25 protein-coding genes are annotated in these 25,968 nt (G+C 72.1%); 15 read left to right on the forward strand and 10 right to left on the reverse strand.

What is annotated here, in order from left to right; translation table 11 throughout:
- Both ACWDR3_RS37445 and ACWDR3_RS37450 read left to right on the forward strand, forming a co-directional pair.
- Positions 1–939, forward strand: a 939-nt coding sequence (locus ACWDR3_RS37445) for an ATP-binding cassette domain-containing protein (RefSeq protein ID WP_450357039.1), incomplete at its 5' end; no start/stop codon positions are given.
- A complete protein-coding gene (locus ACWDR3_RS37450) occupies positions 936–1,730 on the forward strand; it encodes an ABC transporter permease (RefSeq protein ID WP_450357040.1) in 795 nt (264 codons plus the stop codon). The genes ACWDR3_RS37445 and ACWDR3_RS37450, both read left to right, overlap by 4 nt.
- Here ACWDR3_RS37450 and ACWDR3_RS37455 read toward each other — a convergent pair.
- The 3 genes from ACWDR3_RS37455 to ACWDR3_RS37465 form a co-directional block, all read right to left on the reverse strand.
- On the reverse strand, positions 1,708–4,899 hold the full coding sequence (locus ACWDR3_RS37455) for an ATP-binding protein (RefSeq protein ID WP_450357041.1): 3,192 nt from the start codon (positions 4,897–4,899) through the stop codon (positions 1,708–1,710). The genes ACWDR3_RS37450 and ACWDR3_RS37455 overlap by 23 nt on opposite strands.
- A gap of 77 nt (positions 4,900–4,976) precedes the next feature.
- On the reverse strand, positions 4,977–5,273 hold the full coding sequence (locus tag ACWDR3_RS37460) for a hypothetical protein (protein WP_450357042.1): 297 nt from the start codon (positions 5,271–5,273) through the stop codon (positions 4,977–4,979).
- Between the two features lie 90 nt (positions 5,274–5,363).
- On the reverse strand, positions 5,364–5,813 hold the full coding sequence (locus tag ACWDR3_RS37465; protein WP_450357043.1) for a DUF5707 domain-containing protein: 450 nt from the start codon (positions 5,811–5,813) through the stop codon (positions 5,364–5,366).
- A gap of 271 nt (positions 5,814–6,084) precedes the next feature.
- Between ACWDR3_RS37465 and ACWDR3_RS37470 the strand changes: the two genes are divergently transcribed.
- From ACWDR3_RS37470 to ACWDR3_RS37490, 5 genes are all read left to right on the forward strand, one after another.
- Positions 6,085–8,439 carry a histidine kinase gene (locus ACWDR3_RS37470; protein ID WP_450357044.1) on the forward strand — a complete coding sequence of 785 codons (2,355 nt, stop codon included), beginning with the start codon at positions 6,085–6,087 and terminating at the stop codon, positions 8,437–8,439.
- Positions 8,436–9,119 carry a response regulator gene (locus ACWDR3_RS37475; RefSeq protein WP_450357045.1) on the forward strand — a complete coding sequence of 228 codons (684 nt, stop codon included), beginning with the start codon at positions 8,436–8,438 and terminating at the stop codon, positions 9,117–9,119. Before ACWDR3_RS37470 ends, ACWDR3_RS37475 begins: the two co-directional genes overlap by 4 nt.
- A gap of 25 nt (positions 9,120–9,144) precedes the next feature.
- The gene (locus tag ACWDR3_RS37480; protein ID WP_450357046.1) at positions 9,145–9,489 is read left to right on the forward strand and encodes an SCO4225 family membrane protein; all 345 of its coding nucleotides are present in this window, start codon (positions 9,145–9,147) and stop codon (positions 9,487–9,489) included.
- Positions 9,490–9,576: 87 nt separating this feature from the next.
- Positions 9,577–10,125, forward strand: a complete 549-nt coding sequence (locus ACWDR3_RS37485; RefSeq protein WP_450357047.1) for an RNA polymerase sigma factor — start codon at positions 9,577–9,579, stop codon at positions 10,123–10,125.
- Positions 10,122–11,330, forward strand: coding sequence for a CU044_5270 family protein (locus ACWDR3_RS37490; RefSeq protein WP_450357048.1), 1,209 nt, complete (start codon positions 10,122–10,124; stop codon positions 11,328–11,330). The genes ACWDR3_RS37485 and ACWDR3_RS37490 overlap by 4 nt, the downstream gene beginning before the upstream one ends.
- Before the next feature lie 12 nt (positions 11,331–11,342).
- On the opposite strand, the gene ACWDR3_RS37495 is transcribed toward ACWDR3_RS37490, so the two are convergent.
- The gene (locus ACWDR3_RS37495) at positions 11,343–11,525 is read right to left on the reverse strand and encodes a hypothetical protein (RefSeq protein ID WP_450357049.1); all 183 of its coding nucleotides are present in this window, start codon (positions 11,523–11,525) and stop codon (positions 11,343–11,345) included.
- A 134-nt stretch (positions 11,526–11,659) separates the two neighbouring features.
- Entirely contained in the window at positions 11,660–11,881 is a 222-nt protein-coding gene (locus ACWDR3_RS37500) for a hypothetical protein (RefSeq protein ID WP_123998827.1), read from the reverse strand.
- Positions 11,882–12,183: 302 nt separating this feature from the next.
- On the opposite strand from ACWDR3_RS37500, the gene ACWDR3_RS37505 reads away from it, so the two are divergent.
- The 3 genes from ACWDR3_RS37505 (at position 12,184) to ACWDR3_RS37515 (ending at position 15,601) form a co-directional block, all read left to right on the forward strand.
- Complete coding sequence (locus tag ACWDR3_RS37505; protein WP_450357050.1) at positions 12,184–14,115, forward strand: protein kinase domain-containing protein; 1,932 nt, start codon at positions 12,184–12,186, stop codon at positions 14,113–14,115.
- A complete protein-coding gene (locus ACWDR3_RS37510) occupies positions 14,112–14,909 on the forward strand; it encodes an FHA domain-containing protein (protein ID WP_450357051.1) in 798 nt (265 codons plus the stop codon). The genes ACWDR3_RS37505 and ACWDR3_RS37510 overlap by 4 nt, the downstream gene beginning before the upstream one ends.
- Positions 14,910–15,070: 161 nt before the next feature.
- Positions 15,071–15,601, forward strand: a complete 531-nt coding sequence (locus tag ACWDR3_RS37515; RefSeq protein WP_450357052.1) for a hypothetical protein — start codon at positions 15,071–15,073, stop codon at positions 15,599–15,601.
- A gap of 16 nt (positions 15,602–15,617) precedes the next feature.
- Here ACWDR3_RS37515 and ACWDR3_RS37520 read toward each other — a convergent pair whose 3' ends face one another.
- Positions 15,618–16,355, reverse strand: a complete 738-nt coding sequence (locus tag ACWDR3_RS37520) for an alpha/beta fold hydrolase (protein ID WP_450357053.1) — start codon at positions 16,353–16,355, stop codon at positions 15,618–15,620.
- 78 nt (positions 16,356–16,433) lie between these two features.
- Here ACWDR3_RS37520 and ACWDR3_RS37525 point away from each other — a divergent pair, with 78 nt between their 5' ends.
- A complete protein-coding gene (locus ACWDR3_RS37525; RefSeq protein WP_450357054.1) occupies positions 16,434–17,114 on the forward strand; it encodes a TetR/AcrR family transcriptional regulator in 681 nt (226 codons plus the stop codon).
- On the opposite strand, the gene ACWDR3_RS37530 is transcribed toward ACWDR3_RS37525, so the two are convergent.
- Positions 17,054–18,412, reverse strand: a complete 1,359-nt coding sequence (locus ACWDR3_RS37530; protein ID WP_450357055.1) for a helix-turn-helix domain-containing protein — start codon at positions 18,410–18,412, stop codon at positions 17,054–17,056. The two genes, ACWDR3_RS37525 and ACWDR3_RS37530, sit on opposite strands and share 61 nt — an antisense overlap.
- 214 nt (positions 18,413–18,626) lie before the next feature.
- Between ACWDR3_RS37530 and ACWDR3_RS37535 the strand changes: the two genes are divergently transcribed.
- The gene (locus ACWDR3_RS37535; RefSeq protein ID WP_450357056.1) at positions 18,627–19,394 is read left to right on the forward strand and encodes a DUF4232 domain-containing protein; all 768 of its coding nucleotides are present in this window, start codon (positions 18,627–18,629) and stop codon (positions 19,392–19,394) included.
- Positions 19,395–19,416: 22 nt separating this feature from the next.
- Here the strand turns inward: ACWDR3_RS37535 and ACWDR3_RS37540 are convergent, their stop codons facing one another.
- Both ACWDR3_RS37540 and ACWDR3_RS37545 read right to left on the reverse strand, forming a co-directional pair.
- Positions 19,417–20,649: a cytochrome P450 gene (locus tag ACWDR3_RS37540; protein WP_450357057.1), complete on the reverse strand. Its 1,233-nt coding sequence runs from the start codon at positions 20,647–20,649 to the stop codon at positions 19,417–19,419.
- Positions 20,650–20,770: 121 nt separating this feature from the next.
- Positions 20,771–21,592, reverse strand: a complete 822-nt coding sequence (locus ACWDR3_RS37545; protein ID WP_450357058.1) for a LysR family transcriptional regulator — start codon at positions 21,590–21,592, stop codon at positions 20,771–20,773.
- Between the two features lie 94 nt (positions 21,593–21,686).
- Between ACWDR3_RS37545 and ACWDR3_RS37550 the strand changes: the two genes are divergently transcribed.
- A complete protein-coding gene (locus ACWDR3_RS37550) occupies positions 21,687–22,175 on the forward strand; it encodes a nuclear transport factor 2 family protein (protein WP_450357059.1) in 489 nt (162 codons plus the stop codon).
- A gap of 112 nt (positions 22,176–22,287) precedes the next feature.
- Here ACWDR3_RS37550 and ACWDR3_RS37555 read toward each other — a convergent pair whose 3' ends face one another.
- Positions 22,288–24,525, reverse strand: coding sequence for an MMPL family transporter (locus ACWDR3_RS37555; RefSeq protein ID WP_450357060.1), 2,238 nt, complete (start codon positions 24,523–24,525; stop codon positions 22,288–22,290).
- A 144-nt stretch (positions 24,526–24,669) separates the two neighbouring features.
- Here ACWDR3_RS37555 and ACWDR3_RS37560 point away from each other — a divergent pair, with 144 nt between their 5' ends.
- Together ACWDR3_RS37560 and ACWDR3_RS37565 are read left to right on the forward strand one after the other, a co-directional pair.
- Positions 24,670–25,335 carry a TetR/AcrR family transcriptional regulator gene (locus ACWDR3_RS37560; RefSeq protein ID WP_450357061.1) on the forward strand — a complete coding sequence of 222 codons (666 nt, stop codon included), beginning with the start codon at positions 24,670–24,672 and terminating at the stop codon, positions 25,333–25,335.
- Between the two features lie 52 nt (positions 25,336–25,387).
- Entirely contained in the window at positions 25,388–25,960 is a 573-nt protein-coding gene (locus ACWDR3_RS37565) for an RNA polymerase sigma factor (protein WP_450357062.1), read from the forward strand.
- Positions 25,961–25,968 lie beyond the last annotated feature (8 nt).

Raw genomic sequence — 25,968 nt, forward strand, 5'->3', positions numbered from 1 at the left:
GACAAGACCGTCCTCGACGGCATCGACCTGACCGTGCCGGCCGGCACGATCTTCTCCCTCCTCGGGCCGAACGGCGCGGGCAAGACGACCGTGGTCAACATCCTGTCCACGCTGATCTCCGCGGACGGCGGTGTGGCGCGGATCGACGGCCACGACATCACCGGCGCGGCCCAGGCCGTGCGGGGTGCGATCGGGGTCACCGGGCAGTTCTCCGCGGTGGACGGGCTGATCACCGGCGAGGAGAACATGCTCCTGATGGCCGACCTGCACCACCTGTCCAAGGCCGAGGGCCGGCGCGTCACCGCCCAACTCCTGGAGCGCTTCGACCTGGTGGAGGCGGCCAAGAAGCCCGCCTCGACCTACTCCGGCGGGATGAAGCGGCGCCTGGACATCGCCATGACCCTGGTCGGCAGCCCGCGGATCATCTTCCTCGACGAGCCCACCACCGGCCTCGACCCCCGCTCCCGGCACACCATGTGGCAGATCATCCGCGAGCTGGTCTCCGGCGGCACGACTGTCTTCCTCACCACCCAGTACCTGGAGGAGGCCGACCAACTCGCCGACCGCATCGCCGTGCTGAACAACGGCAAGCTGGTCGCCGAGGGCAGCGCGGCCGAGCTCAAGCGGCTGGTGCCCGGCGGCCATGTGCGGCTGCGGTTCGCCGACCCGGTGGCCTACGAGCGGGCCGCGACCGCCCTGCGCGAGACCACCCGCGACGACGAGGCGCTCACCCTGCAGATCCCCAGCGACGGCAGCCAGCGCGAACTGCGCGCCGTCCTGGACTGGCTGGACGCGGCCGGCATCGAGGCCGACGAACTCTCCGTACACACCCCCGACCTGGACGACGTGTTCTTCGCCCTCACCGGCAACCCCGTCAGCGCGTCCAGCGACACCACCGCGTCCCCCGACTCCGCCACCGCCAAGGAGACCGTCCGATGAGTACCGCGACCTACGCCTTCCGCGACAACATGACCATGCTGCGGCGCAACCTCCTGCACGCCCGCCGCTACCCCTCGCTCACCCTCAACCTCCTGCTCACCCCCGTCATCCTCCTGCTGCTGTTCGTCTACGTCTTCGGCAACGTGATGAGCGCCGGCATCACCGGCGGCCCAGCCGACCGCTCCGAGTACATCGCCTACCTCGTGCCCGGCATCCTCTTCCTCACCGTCGCCATGACCTCGCTGGGCACCGCGGTCGCCGTGTGCACTGACATGACCGAGGGCATCATGGCCCGCTTCCGCACCATGGCGATCTCCCGCGCCTCCGTGCTGATCGGACACGTCATCGGCAGTGTCATCCAGACCATGATGGCGCTGGTGCTCGTCCTGGGGATCGGTCTGGCCATCGGCTTCCGGCCCGATGCCTCACCCGTGGAGTGGATCGCGGCGGCCGGTCTGATGGCCCTGGTCGCCCTCGCCCTGACCTGGCTCGCCGTCGGCATCGGACTCATCAGCCCCAACCCCGAGGGCGCCAGCAACATCGGCACCCCCCTGATCATGCTGCCCTTCCTGTCCAGCGCCTTCGTCCCCGTCGACGCCATGCCCGGCTGGTTCCGCTGGTTCGCCGAGTACCAGCCCTTCTCACCCGCCATCGAGACCCTCCGCGGCCTCCTCCTCGGCACCGAGAGCGGCACCAAGAACGCGCTGCTGGCTGTCGGCTGGTGCCTGGCCATGACCGCGATCGGCTACTTCTGGTCCAAGGCCAAGTTCAACCGCGAGCCCCGGCACTGAGCTCGTGCAGTGCGGCGGCCCGCAGCTCCTCCCGGTCCAGGGTGGCGTACGTCGACCTCGCGTCGTCGTAGGCCGCCCTGTCGGCGTTCTCGGCCGCCTGCCGGGACCGGGTCGAGGACAGGGTGGGGAACTCCCGTACCGCCGGCATCCGTTCGGCCAGCGCCATCAGCCGTACGGCCGCCGGGTCGCCCTCGGCCAGCGCGGTGAAGCCGAGCGCGGTCAACATCGAGCCGTGGACCTGATGTTCAAGAGGGGAGCCGCTCTCCGCGGGGTCGGCGGAACCGGCGGAACCGGAGCCGGAGGAACCGGACAGCATCGCGAGCAGCCGCTCCCGCAACTGCCGTGCCAGCGCGGCCACCGGCTCCGGCCGGCCCTGCTGCGCGTGCGCGGCCACCGTGGCCGACTGCACCATCAGCACCCACGGGTCCACGAACGGATCGCCGTCGCGCAGGGCGAGCACCGCGCTGTCCTCCCGGATCCGCTCCACGGCCCGGCGCCACAGCCCGAGCCCGACCTCGGTCAGCCCGCGGGTCAGCGCGATCTCCGCGCGGGCGGCCAGATCGGGGGCGTAGAGCCGGACGGACTCCGGCTGCTGGTCGAGCGTCGCGAGCCCGAGCCAGTACTCCGCCTCGTCGACCTCCCCGCGCTGCAGACAGGCCAGCACCAGGCCCCAGCGGACGCCGATCGAGTCCGGCCAGCCGTCGAACTCCTCCAACGTGCGCAGCGCGGCCCGCAGATGGTCGTACGCCTCCGCGCCCCGCTCGGCCTGCATGCACAGTTCGCTGATCCGACCGTGGCTGAGCAGCCGCATGGCCGGATTGGCCAACTCGCCCAAGGTGTCGGGCATATGGCGGGCGCACTCCAGCGCGCGCTCGGTCTGGTGCTCGGCCTCCCAGGCGTAACTGAGGACGCCCCAGGCCATGCCCGACAGCAGGGGCGCGTCGGACGCGCAGAGTTCCTGGAGGCGTTCGTACTCGGGCGGGCGCATGTCCGGGGTGGCGGTCAGCACCACGGCCATCGCGCGCACGACCGTGTCCGGCGGGGCGGGCGGCAGCCGGCGCACGGTGGCGAGCTGCCGTACGGCGTGCGGGCCCAGGCCCATGAAGAGGGCGCCCGCGCACATGGTGGCGGCGGTGCGGGCGGTCTCCACGTCCGCGGGGCTGTCGGGTCCGGGGCGGAAGTGGGACAGCGGTCCGCCGGTCTCGGCGCACAGGGTGATGACCCGGGCGAAGCTGGAGTCGGTGACCCACAGGGAGGCCAGTACGGCGGTGACCGCGGCGGTGGCGGGTCCGTCGGCGCGGGCCAGCGCGTGGCGCAGGGCCAGGACGAGGTTGTCGCGTTCGGCGCGGATGCGGTGCCAGGCGGGCAACGGGTCGGGGGCGAACAGGGCATCGTGGTGGGCCCGCCCGAAGTCCCGCGCCCAGCGCAGGAACCGGTCGGTGACCACGTCCTCCTCGCCGGCCTCGGTGCGCCGGGCGGAGCTGAACTCCCGTAGCGTCTCCAGGAGATGGAAGCGGACGCCGGCGGGGCTGTCGCCCACCTTGAGCAGGGACTGGCCGGCCAGCTGCTCCAGCAGGGTCAGCGCGTCGTCGCTCTCGCCGAGCACGTACTCCGCGGCCTCCTCGGAGAAGCCGCCGGGGAACACCGACAGGGCGCGCAGCGCGGCCCGGCCCTCGGGCTCCAGCAGGTTCCAGCTCCAGTCGACCACGGCGCGCAGGGTGCGGTGCCGCTCGGGCGCGTCCCGGGCGCCGCCGCGCAGCAGCGCGAAGCGGTCCCGCAGCCGGCGCGAGATGTCGGCCACGGACAGCACCCGTACGCGGGCCGCGGCGAGTTCGACGGCGAGCGGCAGACCGTCCAGATGCCGGCAGATCTCGGCGACCCGCTCGGGGTCCAGCTCCACACCGGGCCGCGCGGCCCGCGCCCGCTGCTCGAACAGCTCGACCGAGGTGGTGAGCGACAGCTCGGGCAGCGCGTACACGGACTCCGAACTCAGGCCCAGCGGCGCCCTGCTGGTGGCCAGGATCCGCAACTCCTTGGACCGCGACACGAGTTCCTGTACGAGGTCGGCGGCGCCGTCGACGACGTGCTCGCAGTTGTCCAGCACCAGCAGGGCCGGGCCGGTGCCGAGCGCGGCGACGATACCGCTCACCATGTCCCCGCCCCCGGCGAACCGCCCGCCCTCGCCGGCGCCGACGGCCGAGGCGACCTCGTCGGCCACGTCGGCGTCGGAGGTGACACCGGCCAACGGCACGAAGTGCACGACGGGTTGGGCGGCGGCCCGGCTCACCGCGTGCGAGAGCCGGGTCTTGCCCAGCCCGCCCGGTCCCATGACGGTGACCACCCGGGCCTCCCGCAGCAGCGCGCCGACGGCGGCGATGTCGGCGTCCCGGCCGAGCAGCGGGTTCGGCTCGTGCGGGACGTCGTGCCGGACGGCCGGCGCGTCCGCGTTGAGCAACTCCTGGTACACGGACCGCAGTCCGGGCCCGGGGTCGGTCCCCAGCTCCTCCCGCAGCTCGCGCCGATAAGTGTCGTACCGCCCGAGCGCCGCGGCCCGTCCGACGGTCACCGCCTCGCAGCGCAGCAACTCGGCGAGCACCTCCTCGTCCCGGGGCGTCTCGATCGCCAACTCCCCGAGCGGGCCGACCGCTTCCTCCGGCCGCCCCAGCCGCGCGAGCGCCAGCGCCCGGGACCGCACCAGGGCACGGAAGGTCCGCACCCGGGCGAGGCGCAGCGCGACGACCGGATCGTGCAGATCCTCCCCGGCCCCGGCGCCCACGCTCCCGTCCCACAGCGCAAGACCCGCCTCGGCCTGCGCCAACGCCCCCGCGTGATCCCCGCCCCGCGCCCGCTCGGCACTCCCCGCCTCGAACAGCAACAGCGCGGAACTGTCGACCTGTTCGGCCGCCAGCCCGAGCCGGTACCCGGTGGGCGTACTCAGCACGACATCGGCCCCCAACTGCCCCCGCACCCGGGACACCAGCACCTGCACGGCCTTCCCCGGCCGCTCCGGCACCCCGTCGTCCCCCCACAGCCCCTCGGCCAGCCGCCCGGTGCTGCACCCGCCCCGCAGATCCTCCGCCAGCAACGCCAACAGCCCGCGCAGCCGGGGCGCGGTGATCTCCCGGCCGCGGAAGGCGACACGGGACAGCAGGGCCAGGTCGGTGGTCATGCGTGCAGGTTATCCACAGGGGGTCGGACGGCGCCCGCACGCGGACGCCCCCAGGTCGGGCCGGACCCGCGGCCGGTTCATCCCAGCAGTTCGTGCATCGCAACGGCGAAGTTGAACACCGCCGGCAGCACGAAGACACCCCCCACGCCGATCAGGGCGCACCCGTAGGTCCGGTAGCCGCGGCTCGGTTCCGGCGGCGGGATCAGCCGGTCGGTGGTGCGCATCGTCTCGCTCGGAGCGATCAGGCTCCGACCGGAGCTGCGCTGCTTGCGCCCCAGCCAGATGAAGACGGTCGCGGCCGCCGCGGTGAAGGCGGCCAGCCGAAGATGCTCGCCCGGCGAGTCGGCGCCCGCGAGCGTCATGGCCAGGTACATCACGACAACTCCCCCAAGATCAGTGTCCGTGGATCTCCTCACGGCGGACACGACCATGTCAAGCAGGCGCCGGATCCGGGAATCGTCGGCTCAGCGTGCCATCTCGAAGGTGGCTGCGTCCGGGACGTACAGCGTGTTCCCGTCCTTGGCCGTGAGCAGCGCGGAGACGTTCCAGGTGCCCTTGGCGGCCTCGGCGGCCTCCTTCTCGGTGACCTTGAAGGTGTAGGTGCAGCGGGAGGTCTCGTCCGAGGTGCGGACGCAGTTCGCGGCGTCCACGTACCGCAGGTCCCCCTCGTTCGGGGCCAGCTCCGAACTCGCGGGCCAGGCCACGACGTTGAGGCCGCGGATGCCGGAGTCGTCGCTGACCTCGGCGGTGTAGGTGAAGGTACCGGCGCGGGTGCCGGTCGGGGGGACGTAGCGGGCGGAGCCGTCGGTCAGGGTCGGATCGGTGGCGGCGGAGGCCATGGCGATGCCACCGGCGGTGATGCCGCCGACGGCGACGACGGCGAGGAGCGAGGAGACGAGAGCGCGCTTGGACATGGGAGATCCCCCTGTGGGTTCGGGTGGGTGAGGCGGAAGCGCTGGTCCGGCGCTTCCTCGATGTGATCGAGACTAGGTCCGGGCACCCGGCGCGGTCCTCGGGCGGAGGGACGATCGCCATGTGGAACCGGAGATAGAGACGGCCCACCGGTCGTCCACCCGGGGGCGGCCGGGACCGCTCGCGCCCCGCGTCTGCAACCCAGGTAAGAGACGCGAATCCCCCTTCAGCCTGAGCCGGGCCCCGCGGCCCCGCCCATAGCCTTGAACCGTCATGAATCGAACCGATGACCGGTTGCTCCCGGTCCTGCTGATCTGCGCCCAGGCCGCCGTCTGGCCCGGAGCCGCGCTCGCGCGGGGGACCGTCCCGGACGGGTCCGCCCTGCTGGTGGCCGTCCTGGTCGCCGGCCCGGTGACGGCCGCGCTCGCGCTGCGCCGCACCTATCCGGTGGTCGCCCTCATGGTGGTCACGGTCGCCTGCGCCCTCGGCGCCGGTCCGCTGCCCACGGGCGGTACGGCGGTCCTGGGCACGGCGGGCGTCGCGCTGGCCCTGTTCACGGTGGCGACCGAGCGCGACACCTTCACCGCCGTGCTGTGCGTGGTGACCCTCGCGGCCTGGCAGCTCGCCCAGGGCATCACCCTGAACGGCCTCAGCGACCGCGACGGACTCGACCTCGTCCTGACGGCGGTGCTGTACGCCGCCGCGTGCGGCACGGGCCTGTTCGTACGCCGCCGGCGGCACGCGCGACAGGCGGCCGAGCACCTGCTGAAGCGGGCCGAGGCCGAGCGGCACCGGCTCCCGGCGGTCGAACGGCGCCGGATGGAACGGGAGTTGCACGATGTCAGCGCCCACCATCTGACCGCCGTGGTGGTCACGGTGGGCGCGGCCTCCGGACTGCGCGAGCGGCGCCCCGAACTGGCCGACGAAGCCCTGGAGTTCGCGGTCGAGACCGGCCGTGAGGTCACCCGGGCGCTCGGTTCGGTACGGGCCCCGGCCCCCTCCCGCGAGGAACTCCCCTCCCCGGAGGAGCGGTTGAAGGCCCTGGTGGCCGGCTTCCGCCGCCTCGACCAGCCCGTCGACTTCGAGATCGACCCCCTCCCCGACGGCGCCCTCGCGGACGCGGCCTACGGCATCGTCCGCGAGGCCCTCACCAACGTGGCCCGGCACGCGCCCGGCGCCCGCACGACCGTGCTCTGCCGCTACGGCGACACCCGCACCGACGTCGTCGTCACCAGCGCCCCACCCCCGACCGGCGTCGTGGCCCACGGCGCGGGCCTGGGCGGCGGCCGAGGCACCGGCTTCCTCCGCTCCCGAGCCCGGGAGGCGGGCGGCACCCTGACCACCGGCCCGACTCCGGAGGGCGGTTGGGAGGTACGCGCGACCCTGCCCGGCCGCACCGCGGCCCCGGTGGAGGACGCGCTCCCGCGCAACTACCGCGCGGCACAAGTGGTAGCCGCGATCGGCCTGTTCGCCCAGCCCCTGCTCGGAATACTGGTGATCCGCGACGGATCGGCATCGACCAACTCCCACGTCTCGGCAGGCGTCCTCTTCGCACTGCTGGCAGCGGCCCAGGCGGTGGCGTTGCTGTGGCTGGGGCGCGCTCCGCGGGTGGCGCGCGGTGTCCTGTTGGGCATGGCGCTGTTGTGGCCGATGGCGATGGCGGTGGGCGACTACACGGGCCCGGTACTGCTGCCACCGATGCTGGCCATGATTCCAACATGCGTGGCGGTGGAGGCTCCTAAGGGGCGCGGGGCTGTATCGATTAGCGGCTCCGCCGCGGGGCGCGACCAGCCCCCACCGGCGCGCACATACGCACTACCCCAAGTCCCTATCTCTGTATTTCTCATTGCAGCCACAGTCGTCCACACCACCGCCCTCACCACCGCCGTCCTCCACCGCGGCACAACCCTCCCCACCTGGCTGGTAGCCACAGCAGCAACTACCGTTGTCGCTTTGATAGTTGGCGCGGCCCACTACGTCGGAGCCGTGCGTCGGAATCGCGACAGGACAGCTCAGGCAACGCAGACCAAGAACCTCGCCACCTGGACAGAGGCCGCCGTAAAAGACGCCTGGGCCGAGCGCCAGCGCATCGCAACCGGCCTGGAAACCACCGTGCTGGCCCGCACCGCCGACATGATCGCCGAGGCACACGCAGGCCGCCTGGACGCGACAGCGACCCGCGCCCGAGAGGCACTCGCCGCCATGCGTGCCCTGCTCGACACCGTCCGGGACGGCGAGACCGGCGGAACCGATCTGCGCCCGCAGCCCACCCTCCAGGCCCTCGACCTGCTCGCCCAGCAGTGCCGGGCCACCGGCCGCGACGTGGAGATCCGGCTCACCGACCGCGTGCCGGACCGCCTCCCCACCGAGGTCGACCTCGCCGCCTACCACGCCGCCGAGACCCTGCTGGCGACCGGCGACGACGAGCCCGCCGTACTCGAACTGGACGCGGCCGACGGTACGTTGACGATCACGGCCACCGGGGTCCCGGGCGCCGCCGGCACCGCCGTACGGGAACGGCTGACGGCCCGGATCGCGCCGCTCGGCGGCACACTGACCGCCGGCCCGCCGGGCACGCTCGGTCTGCGGCTGCCGCTCGCGCAGGCCGACGAGGAGGGGGAACGATGAGCCTCAAGGTGCTGGTCGTCGACGACCAGGGCATCGTCCGGGCGGGGTTCGCCGCGGTGATCGACGCGGAGGACGACATGACGGTCGTCGGTGAGGCCGCCGACGGTGTCGCCGCGGTCCGGCTCGCCGAGCAACTGGCCCCCGACGTCGTCGTCATGGACGTACGCATGCCCGAACTGGACGGTATCGCCGCGACCCGGATCATCACCGGGCGCGAGAACGCGCCCCGCGTCCTGGTGTTGACCACCTTCGACCTCGACGCGTACGTCTTCGACGCGCTGCGCGCCGGTGCCTCCGGGTTCCTCCTCAAGGACGTGCACGCCTCCGAACTCCTGCACGGCATCCGGGTGGTGGCCACCGGCGAGAGCGTGCTCGCGCCCTCGGCGACCCGTCGCCTCATCGGCCACTACGCGTCGGGCCCGGTGACCGGCGCACGGCCCGGCAGCGGTCCACGTGAGCTGGACACCCTCACCGGCAGCCAGCGCAACGTCCTCGCCCTGCTCGCGACCGGCCTCAACAACGCGGAGATCGCCGAGCAACTGGGCATCACCGTAGGCACGGTGAAGTCGCACGTGAACGCGTTGCTGCGCAAGCTCGGCCTGCGCGACCGGGTCCAGGCGACGATCCTCGCCTACGACCTCGGCCTCACCCGCCCGAACCCGCCCGGCCCTCACCTCTGACGGCCCCGAGCTCAAGGAGACCCCTGTGACCGGCACCGGTACCGGCCGATCCGGCCTGTCCTCGTCCCCTTCCCCCTCCCCGCCCCCGTCCCTGCTCCGGCGGCTGCGCCACTACCTCACCGACATCGTCGCCCTCGCCTACCTCGCCGTCTGTGCCGGTCTGCTCGGGTGGCTGCTGTTCCTGTTCCTCGACCCCGACGCGGACATCGGCTTCGCGCCCGTGGTCCCGACCTTCGCCACCGCCCCGGCCGGCTTCGTGTGGTTCTTCCTGCCCGACAGCTCCGTCCTGCTCTTCGTCTCCCTCGCGTTCGGGGCCCTGGTCAACGCCACGGTCATCGGCTGGTGTTCGCGTACGCTGCGGCGCCGCTGAATTTCCGCCCCCGTTTCTCCTCGCCCTGTAATAACCCGGCCGCCCCACCCATTCCTCGGTGACAGAGCCGACACGAAGGGACGGCGCGTGACTGAAGCCCAACGCTTCCGGGATGTCTACGAGGAGTGTTATCCGCGCGTACTCGCCTATGCCACGAGCCAGGTGGGACGGCAGGTCGGGGAGGACATCACCAGCGAGACCTTCACCGTGGCGTGGAGACGGATGCGGGACGTGCCGCAGCCGGAACTGCCGTGGCTGCTCGGCGTGGCTCGCAACCTGGTGCGGGAGCTGCGGCGCCGGGACAGCCACCAGTACGCCCTGGCCGCGCGGGAGGCCCAGCGCATCGGCAGTGGCGGCGGGGCCGAGGCGGCCGACGTGGCGACGGGCGTGATCGACCGGCAGGCCGCGTTGCAGGCACTGGCGAGTCTGTCCGAGGCCGACCGCGAACTGCTGACGCTGATCGCCTGGCACGGACTGAGCCCGAAGGACGCCGCGCGTGTCCTGGGCTGCGCCACCGCCACCCTGACCGTCCGGCTGCACCGCGCCCGCCGTCGGCTGGAGCGGGCGATGGACGCCCTGCCCGTTCCGCCCGCCCCGGCCGCGCGCCGCACCGACCCCGAAGGAGTACTCGCATGAGGAACACGAAGGAACGCTCCGCGCGGCGGCGCGACGTCATGAAGACGCTCGCGGACGCCCGCCCCGACGAACTGGACCCGGTGCTGCTGGCCGGCTCCCGGCGCCAGCGCGAGGACCTGGCCCGCATCACGGCCGAGGCCCGCGAGGAGACCTCGGGGCCGCGCCCCCTGGCCTGGCTGCGTCCCAGGCTGCTGCCGCTCGGTGCGGTCGCGACCGTCGCCGCGTCGGCGATCGTGGTCGCCGGCCTCGTACAGACGCAGTCGGACGGAACCACCAGCGAGCAAGCCGGCACGCGGTCGCCGGCCACGAGTGCCTCGGCGGCGGTGAACGGCCGTATGGAGCTGCTCGGTGTCGCGAAGGCGGCGGCGAGTCCGGCCGCCGAGGGCACGTACTGGCAGGTCAGTACCCAGACGGTGAACGTGGACGTGGTCGGGGAGAAGGGGCGGCGCTATGCCCTGCTCAGCACCGCGGGCGGCGAATGGTCGGTCGGGGTCCGTCCCGGGACCGAGAGCCTGATGCTGTCCGGGCTCGACGCCACGACCGAGCCGCGCACGCCGGCGGACAAGAAGGCCTGGACCGCGGCGGGTTCACCCCGTCAGGTGGAGGGCCCGGCGGGCACCGACGGGCGGATGCGGCTCGGCTACACGATCGGGACGAGTACGCCGACCGTCCTGCACACCAACGCGGACGACAAGATCTACGCGCTCGGTCCGGAGAACATCACCTACCAGGACCTGCGCCAACTCCCGACGGACGCCGACAAGTTGAGCGGTGAACTGGAGCGGTTGTACGAACAGGAGGGGGGCGTGGAGACCAGCGCGGGGCGCACCGCCTGGATGCTGCGCCACACGGCCGACCTCATCACGATGCCGGTCGCGCCGGCGACCCGGGCCGCCGCGTACCGCGTGCTGGCGGAGCTGCCGGGTATCGGTGTGCAGCCCTCCGCCACGGACCCGCTGGGCCGCAAGGGGATGGCCGTCACCCTGCCCGTCGACGCGGAGACCGTGCTGGGCGGGGTCGAGCAGCGCCTGGTGGTGAATCCGTCCACCGGCGCCCTGCTCTCCGAGGAGACCGTCCTGACCGCTCCCTCGGCCGTCGCCCGCGAGGCGGGACTGACCGCCGGTACGACGGTGAATTACGAGGCGACCACGCGGATGGGGTGGTCGGAGCGGCAGATCACGGTGCCGGAGAACGCGAAGTACTGAAGAGCCTCGGGGTCAGCCGGCCCTGCGTCGGGAGGAGCCGTTGCCCCGGTTGTTGTTGCCCCGGCCCGAACCCGTGCCCCTGCTCGTGACGATCGCGACGGGTACGACTGGTACGTCGACGTCGTCGTCGAGCAGGGCGGTCTCGTCCTCTTCGAAGTCCGATGCGAAGTCCGGAGCCTGGAAGGGGTTGGTCACCGGAGTGGGCGAGCCCGCGACGGCACGGTCGTGCGCCCCCTCGGGGGCGGAGAACAGCGAGGTTTCGATGAGAGTGCTTCCAATCGTTACAGGGAGATGAGCAGGCCGGCCGTGCCCGACCGGGCACGGCGGTCCTACAGCTTGCTCATCTTGGAGTACGGACTGAGGATCCGGTGCTGAACGGATCCGAAGTCCACCAGCGTCGCGATACCTTCTTCGACGCCGATCACCCGGCCAAGACCGTACATGTCGTGTGTGACCCGGTCGCCCACGGCGAAATGCTTGGGAGCTGCCGTGACCGGGGCCTTGAAGGGGCTGGTAGGCAAATAGCGCTTCGGTGCAGCTGGCTTTGTCATTGTCACCAGTATGCGCCCGCGGGCACCTCTTCGGTGCGGTCGGCGGACTTCGTTGCGGCGCTGGAATGTATGACGGACCGTGTTCGCGGGAACGCGTGCGCGGTACGCACGGTCACGTCCGCACCGCCCTTCACCCGCCGCATCAACACAGAGTGACGAGAACGTCCAGGTTCGGCTGTGCGGGTTCTGCGCTCTTCCCAGTGAAGTTCTGTGAACAGGGTCACTGCTGTGTGCACGCTGAGTACACTCCGTGACCGTCGGCGGGGCCGCGCGGGCGGGTGGGGTGGGCGAGGAGTGGGGCAGTGCTGGTGACGCCAGAGGCGGGCGATCGGGTCGCCGGCCGGTATCTGTTGCAGGAGTCCATCGGCAGCGGCGGCATGGGTGTCGTGTGGCGGGCCTGGGACGAGCGGCTGCAGCGCCGGGTCGCGGTCAAGTGCGCACGGCTCGACGACGACCGGGCCACCCGCCGGCTGATGGGCGAGGCACGCAACGCGGGCCGGCTGCACCACCCGAACATCGTGGGCGTCTTCGACTACATAGACGAGGGCGTCACCTGCTGGATCATCATGGAGTACGTCCCCTCGCGCAGCCTCGCCCAGATCATGGCCGAGCGCGGCCCGCTGCCGCCCGAGGAGGCCGGTTCGATCGGCTGCCAGATCGCCGACGCGCTGGTGAAGTCGCACAACGAGGGCGTGGTGCACGGCGATGTCACGCCGGAGAACATCCTCGTCACCGACGAAGGCGTCGCGCGGCTCACGGACTTCGGGATCTCCCGGGCCCTGTGGAGCGAGGTCACGCACAGCGGCACGTACGGCGCGACGGGCGGTGTGCGCGGCAAACCTCGTTATCTGGCACCCGAGTTGGCCAAGGGGCTGCCCATGGGAGAGAAGGCGGACGTGTTCTCCCTGGGCGCCTCCCTGTTCGCGGCGGTCGAGGGCCGGTCCCCGTACGGGGATGCCGAGCACCTCATGACGTATCTGGCCCGGGCCGTGGAGGGCCACATCGAACCCGTGCGCCGGGCGGGCCCGTTGACCGAGCCGCTGGCCGCGCTGCTGGAGGTGGACCCCCGCCGCCGCCCCGACGCGGCCACGGCCCGCAGGCTCCTGACGCAGGCGGCCCCGCCGCCCCCGCACCTCCAGGCCCGTCTGCACGACCGCTCCACCCGCACCCTGGACCTCTCGGCGTTGACTTTGCGCCTGCCGCGTCCGGTACGCCGTCGTCGGCGCCCCCTGGCGATCAGCGCGGGCGCCCTGGTCACCGCCGGGGCGATCACGGCCGGGCTCGTCCTGTTCGGCCCCTGGGACTCCCACGGCGGCGGCGACCGGGCCGCCGGTGCCGACGCGAAACCCCCGTCCTCGTCGGCGACTTCGGCCGCGGGGCCCGCGGGCACCATCGGCGACGACCGCACGGCGGACCCCTGCGCGCTGCTCGACGCGGCCTCGCTGAGCCGGTTCGGGGACACCGAACTCGACCCGGACTACGGCGAGATCGACCGCTGCGACGTCCTGGTGGAGAACAGCAGCGGTGACGACACCGCTGACCTCCAGGTCAACCTCGACGCCGACCGGGACGAGTACGACGGGGTCCAGGCCACCCGGGTCGTCGACGGCCTCACGGTCGTCACCCTCAAGCGGGACGGGGACGTCTGCGAACGGGCCGTGCAGACCGCCGACAGCCAGCAGATCCGGGTCATCGGCAAGCGGCTCGCCTCCTCGTCCCCCGACCCGTGCGCCCTCGCGGACGCCGCCACCGACCACGTCGTCGGCGTCCTGGCCGACGGCCCGGTCCCGCGCCGGTCGTCACCTCCGGCGGCCGACTCGCTGGCCCGGGTGGACGCCTGCGCCTTGCTCGACGCCACCGCCCTCAAGCGCGTGCCCGGGGTCGAGGCGGACAACGACGACCGCGGCTTCGGCGGCTGGGACTGCGACTGGTCCAGCGACGACGGCGAGCGCGAGGTGCAGATCCAGTACAGCCGCGACAACTCCCTGACGGACGACGGGAAGCCGGTGGATGTGGCCGGCACGAAGAGCTACTACGTGGTCGACGAGGCCGAGGACGACAGCTGCACCGTACGGACCCCGCACCGCACGTACACGAACTCCGTCGGCGACGAGACGATCGAGCTGTTCCAGCTCACGGTGTACGCGCCGGAGCCGAGCGGGCAACTGTGCGACAGCGCCGCGGAGTTGGCGGGCGTGGTGGTGCGGAACCTCGCGAAGCGGCTGCCGCAGTGACGACCGCGGACCCGTCGGCTCAGGGTGGCCGTCCGCTCCCCGCGAGCCACGGCAGTCTCGCCCGGGGCGCGTCCGCGCCGCTGCCGGGCACCGTCTTCGCGCTCGCGCTGACCGGCGGCATGACGCTGGGCCCCGGCGAGGGGCGGGAGGTCCTGTTCGGGCGCAACCGGCCCGAGGTGCACGTCTGCCTCGGGGAGGACGACCCCCAGGTGAGCCGCCACCAGGGCACGCTGACCCATCGCGGCGGCCGCTGGTGGGTGAGCAACTCGGGTCGGCTGCCGATCCGTTGCGCCGGCGCCCGGCTGCTGTTCCGGGACGAGGAGCCGCTGCCGCTCGACCTCGGCTACACCCCGCTGTTCGTCGGCGGTTCCCGCGGACGCGAGCACCTGCTGGAGGTCTACGTCACCGGCCCGGAGGGCGAACGGCCCCAGCCGCGGCACGGGGACGTCACCCGCCCGCCCCGCATCTGGGTCCTCACCGAGCAGGAGAAGCTCGCCCTGGTCGTCCTGGGCCGGCGCTACCTGCTGCACGAACCGCGGCCGCAGCCGCTGACATGGCGTCAGACGGCCGCCGAACTGGCCGAGTTGCAGCCGGCCGCCGGCTGGACGGACAAGCGCGTCGAGCACCTGGTCAACGGCGTCCGCACCCGACTGTCCCGGGACGGGGTGCCCTGGCTGACCCGCGAGGAACTCGGCGAGCCCGTCGGCAACGCGCTCAACGACCATCTGATCCGGGCCCTGTTGACCTCGACGACGCTGGTCCCGCTGGACCTGGGACTGATCGACGCGGCCTGACCCCGGCCCCGAACCCGACCGGGGTGTCGATCTTCTGTAACAGAAACCGACGGTTCACCTCGACTGTGCAACAGGGGCGGGCGCCGGTGAACCGCCTTGCCGCGTACGGCATTTCACAGGGTGAGCTCCACGACGACCCCACGCCGAAAGGGCACCCCGACATGTCTCTCAGCCGCACTCGCACCCGCACCCTCGCCGCCGTCGGCCTGCTGGCCGCCGCCGGTCTGTTCCTCACCGCGTGCGACTCCGGCTCCCCGGCCGCGGAGTCAAGCCCGAGTGCCGTCTCCAGCTCGTCCGGCCCCGCCGAGGACCCGTCCTCCAGCCCCACCGAAGACCCCTCCGCGGGCTCCACCCCGGTCCCTTCCTCCGTGCCCTCCTCCGCCCCTACCTCCGCCCCGTCCTCCACCTCCGCCCCCTCCGCCGGTACGGGCGCCAGTTCCGGCAACCGTGTCGACGGCACGGTTACCGGCAGGCTGACCTTCCTGGCGCCGGGCAAGCTGGAGGTGGACGGCCGTCCCTTCTACGTCGCCACGGACACGGACATCCGGGGCGGCGACATCTGCGGCGACCCCGAGAGCCAGTCGGCCGAGAAGTGCACCGCCGACGAACTGGACGCGGTGGCCAAGGACGGCAACCTGACCGTCGAGGTCGCGATCAAGAAGGGCATCGCCTCGCGGGTCACCCAGGTGTAGCCCACCCGGATGCGGGTCACCTGGGCGCAGGTCGACCAGCCGTCGCCACGCGTCCCAACAGGTCGGCGACGGACTCCGGTTCGGTGATCATCAGGTCGTGGCCGGTGTCGATGTCCCAGAGGCGGCCGGCCGCCCGGGCGGGTTCCAGGTCGGCCGGGGCGCGGAAGGGCAGGGTCGCCGTGCAGACGATCTGGGACTGCGGGAGGGTGCGCAGCCGCGCCTCGTGCGTCAGGCGCAGCGGCTGGGCGAAGCACTTCCAGGGGTGCGGGGTGATCTTCGGCGCCAGCCAGGCGATGTCGTCCGGATCGGTCAGGCCGAAGTGCGGCATGGGCCCCTCGCCGGGGAAGTTCACCAGCTCCACGCCGTCGACGATCCGGGCCGAGGCCCGCGAGGCCGCCATCAGCTCCGGTGCGAGATCGGCGAGGGACTGGCCGTTCGCGGGAGTGGCGGCGTCCAGGTAGACGAGGTGGCCGACGCGGTCGAGGGCGCGGTCGGCGACGCCGGTGATGACCATCCCGCCGTAGCTGTGGCCCACCAGGATCACCTCGTGCAGGTCCTCGTAGCGCAGGAGCTGGACGACGTCCGTGATGTGGGTGTCGAGGTCGACGCCGGGGCCGAGCAGATGCGCCCGCTCGCCCAGGCCGGTCAGGGTCGGGGCGTACACGTCGTGCCCCGCCGAGCGCAGGAGCCGGGCCACGCGCTGGTAGCACCACCCGCCGTGTCCGCCGCCGTGCACGAGAACGTACGTGGCCATGAGGAGCCTCCTGTCCGACGCACCTTGTCCGACGCATGTCGGTTATCCATCAGGTGTGGGAGAGAATAGTGTGGTCCCATGCCGGCGCAACCCCTGGACCGACGTGTTCTCCGCTCCCGAGCCGCCCTCGAAGCCGCCCTGCGCGAACTGGTCGCCGAGCGTGATCTGAGCCAGGTCTCGGTCGCCGACCTCACCAAGCGCGCGGGCGTCAACCGCTCGACGTTCTACGAGCACTACACGGACGTCCACGACCTGGCCGTCGCCGCCTGCACCTCGACGTACGAGCAGTTGGTGGCCGCGGCGCCGATTCCGCACGGCACGCTCGGGCCCGACGGGGAGCCGCTGGCCAATCCCATGCCGGGCCTGTTCGCGCATGTCGCCGCGCACGCGCCCCTCTACCGGGCGCTCCTGTGCGACGAGGGCAGCGCCCGGATGATCAACCACCTGCTCCACCACATCGCCCTCGCGGCCCGCAGCAGCCTGACCCCGGTCGAGGAGAGCCCCTCAGCCGGAACCCCGTCCGCCGAGACACCCCACGACCCGGTCGCCGCGTTCCTCGCGGGTGCCGTCCTGGGCACGGTCATCGACTGGCTGCGGCGGGACTGTCCCGGCACGCCCGAGGAGATCGGCGCCGCGATCTGGCCGTACGCCCTGGCCTGTGCGGAGGTGGCACCCATCACGGATCGGCGGGGTCCGGCTCAGCCGGGGACGTTGGGCTCGTACTCGTTGCGCCCCCACTCGGAGTCACCGAGCGGGTAGTTGTACGCGGGCCGCCCCACGTTCCCGCTGGTGCGGAAGGGGTTGCCCTGGTCGTCGATGCGGACCACACCGCTCTTGTCGCCGCTGGACCACTCCAGCTCCAGGTACCAACTCACGTTGTGCGCCTTGGCGTCGGCGAAAACGTAGAAGACCTCGGGGTCCGACTCGCTGACCTTGTACGGGAAGTCGCGCTGGCCCGCCTTGGGCGAGGCCGAGGGCCGGCCGGCGTCGAGGTCCACCCCGAACGACGCCGTGCCCACCCCGCCACCGCAGCCGACGCCCATCTCGAAGTCGTTCCAGGCGAGCGGGGCGCTCTTGTCCACCACCCGCACATGCAGCGACTCCAGGACGACCGTGGCCTTCCCGGTGCCCTGCACGGTCAGCGCGAGCATCTGCTCCCCGGCGGCGACCCCGCCGAGCGCCTTGACCCACCCGCGCGCGTCCGGCTCGGACGGGGGCGGCGGCACGGTCTCGGGCTTCTGGTTGATCAAGTAGTGCTGGCTGCACGGGTCTTCCCACTTGTACGGATCGACCGCGACGGTCGGCGCGGTGGCCCCGTCCTCGACGGCGCCGCCCACCGCCCCGCTGCTCCGGGAGGCGGAGACCGAAGCGGTGGGACCGCCGCTGCGCGAGGCGGACGGCGAGGGCGACTCGCTCTTCGCGCCGGTCGGCTTCGTGGGTGCGGGACCGTCGCTCGGGGATTCGGAGGCGGCGGCCCCCACGGACTGCTTCCCGCCGCGGTCGTCCTGCTTGCCGTCGGGCACGAGGTTCACCACGAGCGCGGCCGCGGCGACGGCGGCGACCACGGCGGTCCCGGCGAGGACGACGGTACGGCGACGGCGGGCCGGCGGACGGGGATCCTCCGGGGGTATGCGCCGGACGTCGGGAACGTCTCCGGGAGCCTCCTCGATGGGAGCGGCCTCGCCGGGAGCTGCCTCAGCGGGAGCCGCCTCGCGCGGAGCTTCCTCGGCGGGAGGTTTTTCAGCTGGAGCGTCCTGGGCGGAAGCGTCCTGGACGGAAGGGGCCTGCGCGGCGGCAGCCGTCTCGCCCGGTTTCTGCCCGCGCCGGGCGTCCGCGAGGATCCACTGCCGGTGCAGCTCCACCAGCTCCTCGGGCGTCGCCCTGCACAGCCGGGCGAGCCGCTCCACGGGCGCGTAGTCGGTCGGTACGGCGTCCCCGTTGACGTACCGGTGCAGCGTGGACGCGCTCATGTGCAGCCGCTTCCCGAGCACTCCGTAACTGAGCCCGGAACGGTCCTTCAGCCGGCCGAGCAGCGCCGGGAAGTCGTCGCCCGTCACCGTTCCTCCCTCTCTCCACGTTCCGGCCCGTCATTCCAGGCGGAGCTTGTTCCCACAGGTCAGAGCGTTCCAGGCGTTCCAGCGTTCCGGATGTCCCGGCGGTGGTGGCGGCCGGGACGGATCACGCCACAAGCTCTGGTCATCCAAGCACGCCGCTCCCGGCACCCGGTCGAGCGGCCCGCATCGCAGACCCGTACCGCAAACAGGGGATCACATGTCCACTCGTAACAACCGTGCCCGCATGCTCGCCGCCGCCGCGATCGCGGTCGCCACACTGACACTGACCGCCTGCAACGACGGCACGGGCACCAAGGACGAGGGCGCGGCCGGTGGGTCCACGTCCACCTCCGTGCCGGCGGCATCCGACGCGTCCCCGTCCAAGGCGAGCGGGGGCACGTCCTCGGGGGCGGGCAAGTCGGACTCCGCCGGGAAGGACTCCACGGGCGGTACGACGGGTTCGAACGGGACGTCGGGCACCTCGGGCTCGTCGGGGTCCACCGGCTCCAAGGCGTCGACCTCCGGCGGCTCGAAGACCTCGACTTCCGGCGGCTCGGACGACTCGGGCTCGCGGCTCAAGCCCTGCTCCCCCTCCGCCACCCGGACGACGGCCACGGCGGTCTCCCGCCCGCTGAACCACCTCCTGCTCACCGTCACCAACACCGGTTCGAAGAACTGCGACCTCGTCTACTACCCCGCCGTCCAGTTCCAGGACGCCCAGTCCGTCCCGCCGGTCATCGAGGACTCCCAGCCGCAGGCCGTGGTCACGCTGGCGCCCGGTGAGTCGGGCTACGCGAGCGTCCTGCTGTCGGCGGCGGACGGCAGCGGCTCCAACGGCTACACGGCCAAGTCCCTGGCGGTGTACTTCAACACGGACGCGACCGCCGCCGCCCACCCGTCGCTGCCCTCCAAGGGCGTCTACCTCGACGACTCGATCAAGGTCACGTACTGGCAGGCGAACATGGCGGACGCCCTGAACTGGTGACCGCGGCGGCTGCCGGTGACCTCTACCAGGTCACCGGCAGTTCGTACACGCCGTAGACGATGCCGTCGTCCTTGAACGGGACCTTGTCCAGGCCGGTGGCCAGGCGCAGGGTGGGGACGCGGCGGAAGAGGGTGCCGTAGACGATCTGCAGTTCCAGGCGGGCCAGTTGCTGGCCCAGGCACTGGTGGATGCCGAAGCCGAAGGCCATGTGGCGGCGGGCGTCGCGGTGGACGTCGAGGCGTTCGGGGTCGGGGAAGACATCGGCCTGCCAGTTGCCGGTGGCGCCGGGGATGATGACGCCCTCGCCGGCCCGGACGAGCTGCCCGCCGATCTCCAGGTCCGCCAGGGCGAGGCGGCGCTGGCCGGTGTGGACGACGGTGAGATACCGCAGCATCTCCTCGGCCGCGCTCGCGAGGACCTTCGGGTCGTCGGTGTCGCGGACGATCGCGAGCTGGTCGGGGTGTTCCATGAACGCGAGGGCGCCCAGGGCGATCATGTTGGCGCTGGTCTCGTGCCCGGCGCCGAGCAGCAGGATGCCGAGCATGGCCGCGTCCGTGCGGCTGAGGTCTCCGGCCGCCATCCGGGCGGCGAGCTCGGAGAGCATGTCCTCGCCGGGGTCGGCGAGTTTCGCGTCCAACTGGCGGTCCAGGTACTGGAAGAGCGCGCCGAAGGCGGCCCGCACCTCCTCGGCCGGCACGTCCCGGCGCAGCCCCACCTTGCTGTTGCTCTGGAAGAACTCGTGGTCGTCGTAGGGCACTCCGAGCAGTTCGCAGATGACCAGCGAGGGCAGCGGCAGCGCGAGCGCCTCCACCAGGTCGACCGGTTTCGGACCGGCCAGCATCCGGTCGACGAGTTCGTCGGTCATCCGCTGGATCGCGGGCCGCAGGGCCTCGATGCGCTTGACGGTGAAGGGCCCGGTGACCATCCGCCGGATCCGCGCGTGCTCGGGATCGTCCATGTTCAGGAAGGACGGCGGGGTCTTGGACGCCGTCTCCCGGAACGCCGCGTTCAGGTACGGGAAGCCCACCCGGGTCGTGTCGACGCTGAGCCGCTGGTCCCCGTAGAGCGCCCGCTGGTCCTCGTACCGGGTGACGAGCCAGTGCGAACTCCCGTCCCACAGACGCACCTTGGAGACCGGCCGCTCGGCGTGCAGCCGCAGCATCTCCGGCGGCGGCGCGAACGGACACCCGGCCGCCCGGGCCATCGGATAGTCGGGAACGGCCGCGTCCACGGTGCCGTCCAGAACATCGGTCATGGCACTCCTCATGGTGGGGGGAACGGAGTCCCCGCCATGCAAGCGCACGAACCTGACAGGTTCCGGTCGGGAAGCTGACGGCGGGCGGATTGGCGAGATCGGGGGCCGCGCGGCACACCCTTCACGGCATACGGCGGACCGAGTCGGTCTCCTCGGCCGCGACGCGCTCCGCCGTGCGGGCGAAGGCGGTGATCTCGGGGCCTGTGGTCCGCGGGAGCCGGCCGAGGGCGAGGGTCGTCGGGGGCAGGTCCTTGACGGGGACGGCGGTCACCTCGCGGGTGAGGCGGTCGGTGGTGCCCGAGCCGGCGACGGTGATGAGGCGGCCGAGTGCGACCCGGTCGAGGATCTCGTCGAGGCCCATCGGCGGGCAGTGCTCCAAGTAGGCCGGTTCCTGGCGGAGTTCGGTGGTGGTCACCGCCGCCCGGTCCGCTAGCGGGTGGTCGCGCGGGAGCAGGGCCACGGGGTCCTCCACCGCGACCTCGGTGGTGTGCAGGCCGGTGAGGTCGTCGCTGTCCGCGCACAGCAGGGCGAGGTCGGCGGTGCCGTCGCGCAGGGCGGCCGACCGGTCGTGGGTGAAGACGAGTTCGGGTGCGGGGCCGTCGTGGGAGCGCAGGATCCGCGCGAGCAGGCCCGTGCCGGTGCCCGGGCGGACCGCGAGGACGAACCGGGTGGGCGGGACCGCCCGCCGCGTGCGTCGCACCGCGGTGTCCAGGGCGTCGAGCAGACGACGGCACTCGTCGAGGAAGACCAGCCCCGCGGGGGTGAGTTCCACGCGCCGGCTGGTCCGCTCCAGCAGCCGGACGCCCATGCGGCGCTCCAGCCGGGACACCGCCCGGGACAGCGGTGGCTGCGCGATGCCGAGCCGCTCCGCCGCGCGGCTGAAGTGCAGTTCCTCGGCCACGGCGACGAAGTAGACGAGCTCCCGGGTCTCCAGGCGATCCATACCCCCAGGGTATCGCTCGGTGCGGAAACGATCATGGCTCTTCGGGTGGGTGCGCTGGTCTGCTGGAGACCACCACGAGGAGAGGAGTCCGCCCATGGACGACGAGCGCGAGGTCGCCGAGGTCATGGCCCGCTACGTCCGGGCCACGGACCGGCGCGACGGCAGGACGCAAGGTGCGCTGTTCACCGACGAGGCGGTCGTGCAGACCTACACCAGGACGGGACCCGACAGCTACGAGCCGCTCGGCGAGCCCCTGATCGGCGGGGCGGGGGTGGAGTACGGGGTCACGCACCACATGGCCCCGCACCCGGAGGGCGGTTCCAGCCACCACCTCACCGCCGACCATCTCATCGAGGTCGACGGCGACCGCGCCCACCTGAACGCCCACTTCGTCGTCTTCTCGGTGCGGGCCTTCACCCGCCCGGCCGACGGCTGGCCGGCCGGTGCCTTCGGCGCCCAGGCCGACATCCGGCCGATCGAGTCCGGGTACTACGACACGGACCTGCGCCGCCTGGACGGCGAGTGGAAGATCGTCAAGCACAGCGTGCTGCTGGACATGCCCTACGCGGTTCCGGGCGCCTGATGAAGGCCGTGCTCCACCGCCGCTGACGCCCTCGCCCCCACGCACGGGACCGGGCCCGCCTCCGTCTTGCGGAGGCGGGCCCGAAGCGGTGTCGGTGGAGTCGGCGGTCGCGTCAGACCTCCGTCGTGTCCTTCGTGTACGACGTCGTGGCGGGGGCGGATCCGGTGGTGGGCGTGTGCTCCGGGCCGCCCTCGCTGAGGCCGAAGCGGTTGTGGAAGCGGCGGAGGAAGCCGGGGGCGTACCAGGCCGTGCGGCCCAGGAGGCGCATCGCGGCGGGGACGAGGACGCCGCGGACCGCGAGGGCGTCGATGAGGACGGCCAGGCCGCTGCCCAGGCCGAACATCTGCATGAAGCTGATCTTGGCGGTGCCGAAGGCGAAGAAGCTCACCGCGAGCAGGAAGGCCGCCGCGCTGACGATGCGTCCGGTGTGGCCGAGGCCGTCGGCGACGGCGGTCTCGTTGTCGGCGCCCTGGTCGTGGAGCTCCTTGATGCGGCTGGTGACGAACACCTCGTAGTCCATGGACAGTCCGAAGGCGATGCAGAACATCAGGACCGTCATCGACATCTCCATCGGCTGGGCCGTGAAGCCGAGCAGGGAGGAGAAGTTGCCGTCCTGGAAGATCCAGGTCATCACGCCGAGGGTGGCCGCCAGGCTGACCGCGTTGAGGAGCAGGGCGCGCAGCGGCTGCACGACGCTGCCGGTGAAGAGGAAGAGCAGGGCGAAGGTGGTGAGGGCGATCAGGGCGATGGCGATCGGGAGCCGGCCGCCGATGGAGTCCTTGGAGTCGACCAGTACGGCGTCCGTGCCGCCCACCAGGGGGTGGGTGCCGGCCGGCGGGGTCAGGGCCCGCACCTGCTCGACCAGGTCCTGGGCCGCGTCCGACTTCGGGGTGAGGGAGCTGACCACGCTGAGGCGCTGCGCGTCGGGCAGGCCGAGGGAGGGGGCGGCGGGGCCGGTCGCCTGTCCGCCGGTGTAGGTGCCGGTGCTGGTCTCGACGCGGACGACGCCCTTGAGGCCGGAGAGTTCGGTGGCGTACGACTGCAGCGGGGCCTTGCTCACGGGCTGGTCGATGACGATGTTGAGGGCCGCGTCCTCGCTGCCGTCGAAGTTGTCCCGCAGGGCCGTGGAGACCTGGCGGCTGCCGGCGTTCTCGGGCAGGACGCGCTCGTCGGGGGTGCCGAAGGTGATGCCGAGGAGCGGGCTCGCGGCGACCAGCAGAACGGCGAGGACGGGGAGCGCGGTGAGCGCGGGCCGCCGCATGACGGTACGGGCGAGGCGGCCCCACAGCGGGGCGCGGGAGCCGGACCGGCCGGGCTTCGCCCACGGCAGCCGTCCGCTGTTGACCCGGTGGCCCAGGACGTACAGCAGGGACGGCATCACGAACAGGGTGCTGAGGGCGGCGATGGCGACGACCCCAACCCCGGCGAAGCCGAAGGAGCGCAGGAAGTACTGGGGGAAGACCAGGAGTGCGGCGAGCGCGGCGGCGACGGTCGCCGCGGAGAACGCGACGGTACGGCCGGCGGTGGCCACCGTGCGCCGTACCGCGTCCTCGACGCTCGTCCCCATCGCGAGCTGTTCGCGGAAGCGGCTGACCATCAGCAGGGCGTAGTCGATCCCGAGGCCCAGGCCCAGCGCGGTGGTGAGGTTGGTCGCGGTGTCGGCGACGCTGGTGACGCTGCCGAGCAGGAAGAGCTGGGCGAAGGAACCGACCACGGCGATGATCGCGATGGCCAGCGGCAGCAGCGCGGCGACCACACTGCCGAAGACGAACAGGAGCAGTACGAGGGTCAGCGGGATGGCGATGGACTCGGCCAGGACGAGGTCGTCGACGACCTGCTTCGACAGCTCGCTGTTCACGGCGGCGCCGCCACCGGCCTCGACCGTGAGCGTGCCCCCGTCGGCGTCGCCGGTGTAGGCGTCGAGGATCTCGGTCGCGTTCTCCTTGCGCTCGGTCTCGTCGCCGGTCACATGGGCCAGCACCATCGCCTCGCGGCCGTCCCGGGAGAGCAGGGCGGGGCTGTCGGTGTCCCAGTAGGAGACGACGTTGGTGAGCGTCTTCTCCTTCTTCAGGTCGGCCACCAGGCTCTGTCCGCCGCGGGTGGCGTCGGGGGCGTCGGCGCGGCCCTCGTCGGCCCGGACCAGCAGGACCAGGTTGGTCTCCCCGCCGAACTTGTCGTCGATGACCTTCGCGGCCTTGGTGGACTGCGAGGCGGGGTCGTCGAAGCCGCCGCCGAGCAGTTTGCCGAAGGCGCCGGCACCCAGCACGCCCATGAGAGCCACGGCCACGACGGCGACGACGAGGACCAGTCGGGACCGGCGTATCGCCAGTTCGGCCAAGCGTTCAAACACGGCGTTCTCCTCAAGACGGGGTATCTGGATGGTTATTTGCTCTCGGGTTCGTTAGAAGTTGTAACGCATCGACGGAAGGAGTGTCAATAACCTTCGTGATAGCCTCTAACGAAACTACGTGGGAGTTGAGGGAGAGCAGGTCGCATGGCCGGAGCAGGGGCGACGACACCGCGCGAGCGCTACCGCGCCCAGGTGCGTGCGGAGGTCAAGGAGCGGGCCTGGGAGCAGATCGCCACGGCGGGCGCCTCCGCGCTCTCCCTCAACGCGATCGCCAAGCACATGGGCATGACCGGACCCGCCCTGTACCGGTACTTCGCCAATCGCGACGAGCTGATCACCGAGCTGGTCAGGGACGCGTACCGGAGCCTGGCCGACGGGGTGGGTCAGGCGCGGGCCGCGGGCGCGGACGTGGTGGGGCTCGCGCACGCGCTGCGGGAGTGGGCGCTGGCCGATCCGCACCGGTACTTCCTCGTGTACGGGACTCCGGTGCCCGGGTATCACGCGCCCGACGACATCACCATGATCGCCGCGGAGATCATGGGGCATCTGCTGGGCGCGCTCAACTCCCTTGAGTCACCTGCGACTTCGCCGGCCGCTCCGCTCGACGCCCACCTCGCCGACCACCGCGACTGGGCCCGCGGCCACCCCGCTCCGCCCGCCGTGCTCCACCGGGCCCTGACCTTCTGGACCCGCCTGCACGGCATCCTGTCCCTGGAGCTGGCGGGCCATTTCACCGGCATGGGCTTCGACCCCGCGCTGCTCTACGAGGCCGAATTGGCCGACCTGCTGGGGAGTTCCGGGTCGGTCTGACCGGGCGGTGAAAGGAACCGGCCGCTGCCGGACAGGACGGGTCGTGGAATCCATGACGGAAGAGGAAGCGCGCCAGAAGCAGCGAGCGCGCTTCGAAAGACTCGCGCACGTGGTGGCGGAACCGCTGCACCGGTATCTGCTGCGGCGGGCGCGCCCCGACCTGGTCGAGGACATCCTCGCGGAGACGATGCTGGTGCTGTGGCGTCGTATCGACGACGTCCCCGGCGCCGGGACGGATTCCGTGCCGGCGCCCGACGACGTACTGCCGTGGTGCTACGGCGTGGCACGGGGCTGTCTGTCCAACGCCCGCCGTGCGGACGGGCGTCGGCTCCGGCTGATGGAGCGGCTGATCCGGACGCAGGAGGCGCGGCCGGCGGCCGGGGACACCGATCACAGCGACCTGCACGCCGCGCTCGACACCCTCGCGACGCTGGACCGTGAGGTGCTGCAGCTGTGGGCGTGGGAGGGGCTCGCGCCTCGGCAGATCGCGGACGTCACCGGGATGACCTCCAACGCGGTCAGCATCCGGCTGCACCGGGCGAAGAAGAAACTCGCCGCGCAGTTGGGGCGAAAGGACGTCGAACGGTCCGGACACAAGACAGACGAAGGAAGGAGCAGTCAGTGAACGACGAC

The organism is Streptomyces sp. NPDC001002, assembly GCF_053599215.1.

Excerpts from the sequence above, each read along its gene's own strand:
- ACWDR3_RS37490 (WP_450357048.1), top strand. The coding sequence starts at position 10,122 with ATGAGGAACACGAAGGAACGCTCCGCGCGGCGGCGCGACGTCATGAAG.
- ACWDR3_RS37540 (WP_450357057.1), bottom strand. The coding sequence starts at position 20,649 with ATGACCGATGTTCTGGACGGCACCGTGGACGCGGCCGTTCCCGACTAT.
- ACWDR3_RS37470 (WP_450357044.1), top strand. The coding sequence starts at position 6,085 with ATGAATCGAACCGATGACCGGTTGCTCCCGGTCCTGCTGATCTGCGCC.
- ACWDR3_RS37545 (WP_450357058.1), bottom strand. The coding sequence starts at position 21,592 with ATGGATCGCCTGGAGACCCGGGAGCTCGTCTACTTCGTCGCCGTGGCC.
- ACWDR3_RS37500 (WP_123998827.1), bottom strand. The coding sequence starts at position 11,881 with ATGACAAAGCCAGCTGCACCGAAGCGCTATTTGCCTACCAGCCCCTTC.
- ACWDR3_RS37460 (WP_450357042.1), bottom strand. The coding sequence starts at position 5,273 with ATGTACCTGGCCATGACGCTCGCGGGCGCCGACTCGCCGGGCGAGCAT.
- ACWDR3_RS37455 (WP_450357041.1), bottom strand. The coding sequence starts at position 4,899 with ATGACCACCGACCTGGCCCTGCTGTCCCGTGTCGCCTTCCGCGGCCGG.
- ACWDR3_RS37520 (WP_450357053.1), bottom strand. The coding sequence starts at position 16,355 with ATGGCCACGTACGTTCTCGTGCACGGCGGCGGACACGGCGGGTGGTGC.
- ACWDR3_RS37450 (WP_450357040.1), top strand. The coding sequence starts at position 936 with ATGAGTACCGCGACCTACGCCTTCCGCGACAACATGACCATGCTGCGG.
- ACWDR3_RS37560 (WP_450357061.1), top strand. The coding sequence starts at position 24,670 with ATGGCCGGAGCAGGGGCGACGACACCGCGCGAGCGCTACCGCGCCCAG.
- ACWDR3_RS37535 (WP_450357056.1), top strand. The coding sequence starts at position 18,627 with ATGTCCACTCGTAACAACCGTGCCCGCATGCTCGCCGCCGCCGCGATC.
- ACWDR3_RS37550 (WP_450357059.1), top strand. The coding sequence starts at position 21,687 with ATGGACGACGAGCGCGAGGTCGCCGAGGTCATGGCCCGCTACGTCCGG.
- ACWDR3_RS37525 (WP_450357054.1), top strand. The coding sequence starts at position 16,434 with ATGCCGGCGCAACCCCTGGACCGACGTGTTCTCCGCTCCCGAGCCGCC.
- ACWDR3_RS37515 (WP_450357052.1), top strand. The coding sequence starts at position 15,071 with ATGTCTCTCAGCCGCACTCGCACCCGCACCCTCGCCGCCGTCGGCCTG.
- ACWDR3_RS37565 (WP_450357062.1), top strand. The coding sequence starts at position 25,388 with ATGACGGAAGAGGAAGCGCGCCAGAAGCAGCGAGCGCGCTTCGAAAGA.
- ACWDR3_RS37475 (WP_450357045.1), top strand. The coding sequence starts at position 8,436 with ATGAGCCTCAAGGTGCTGGTCGTCGACGACCAGGGCATCGTCCGGGCG.
- ACWDR3_RS37465 (WP_450357043.1), bottom strand. The coding sequence starts at position 5,813 with ATGTCCAAGCGCGCTCTCGTCTCCTCGCTCCTCGCCGTCGTCGCCGTC.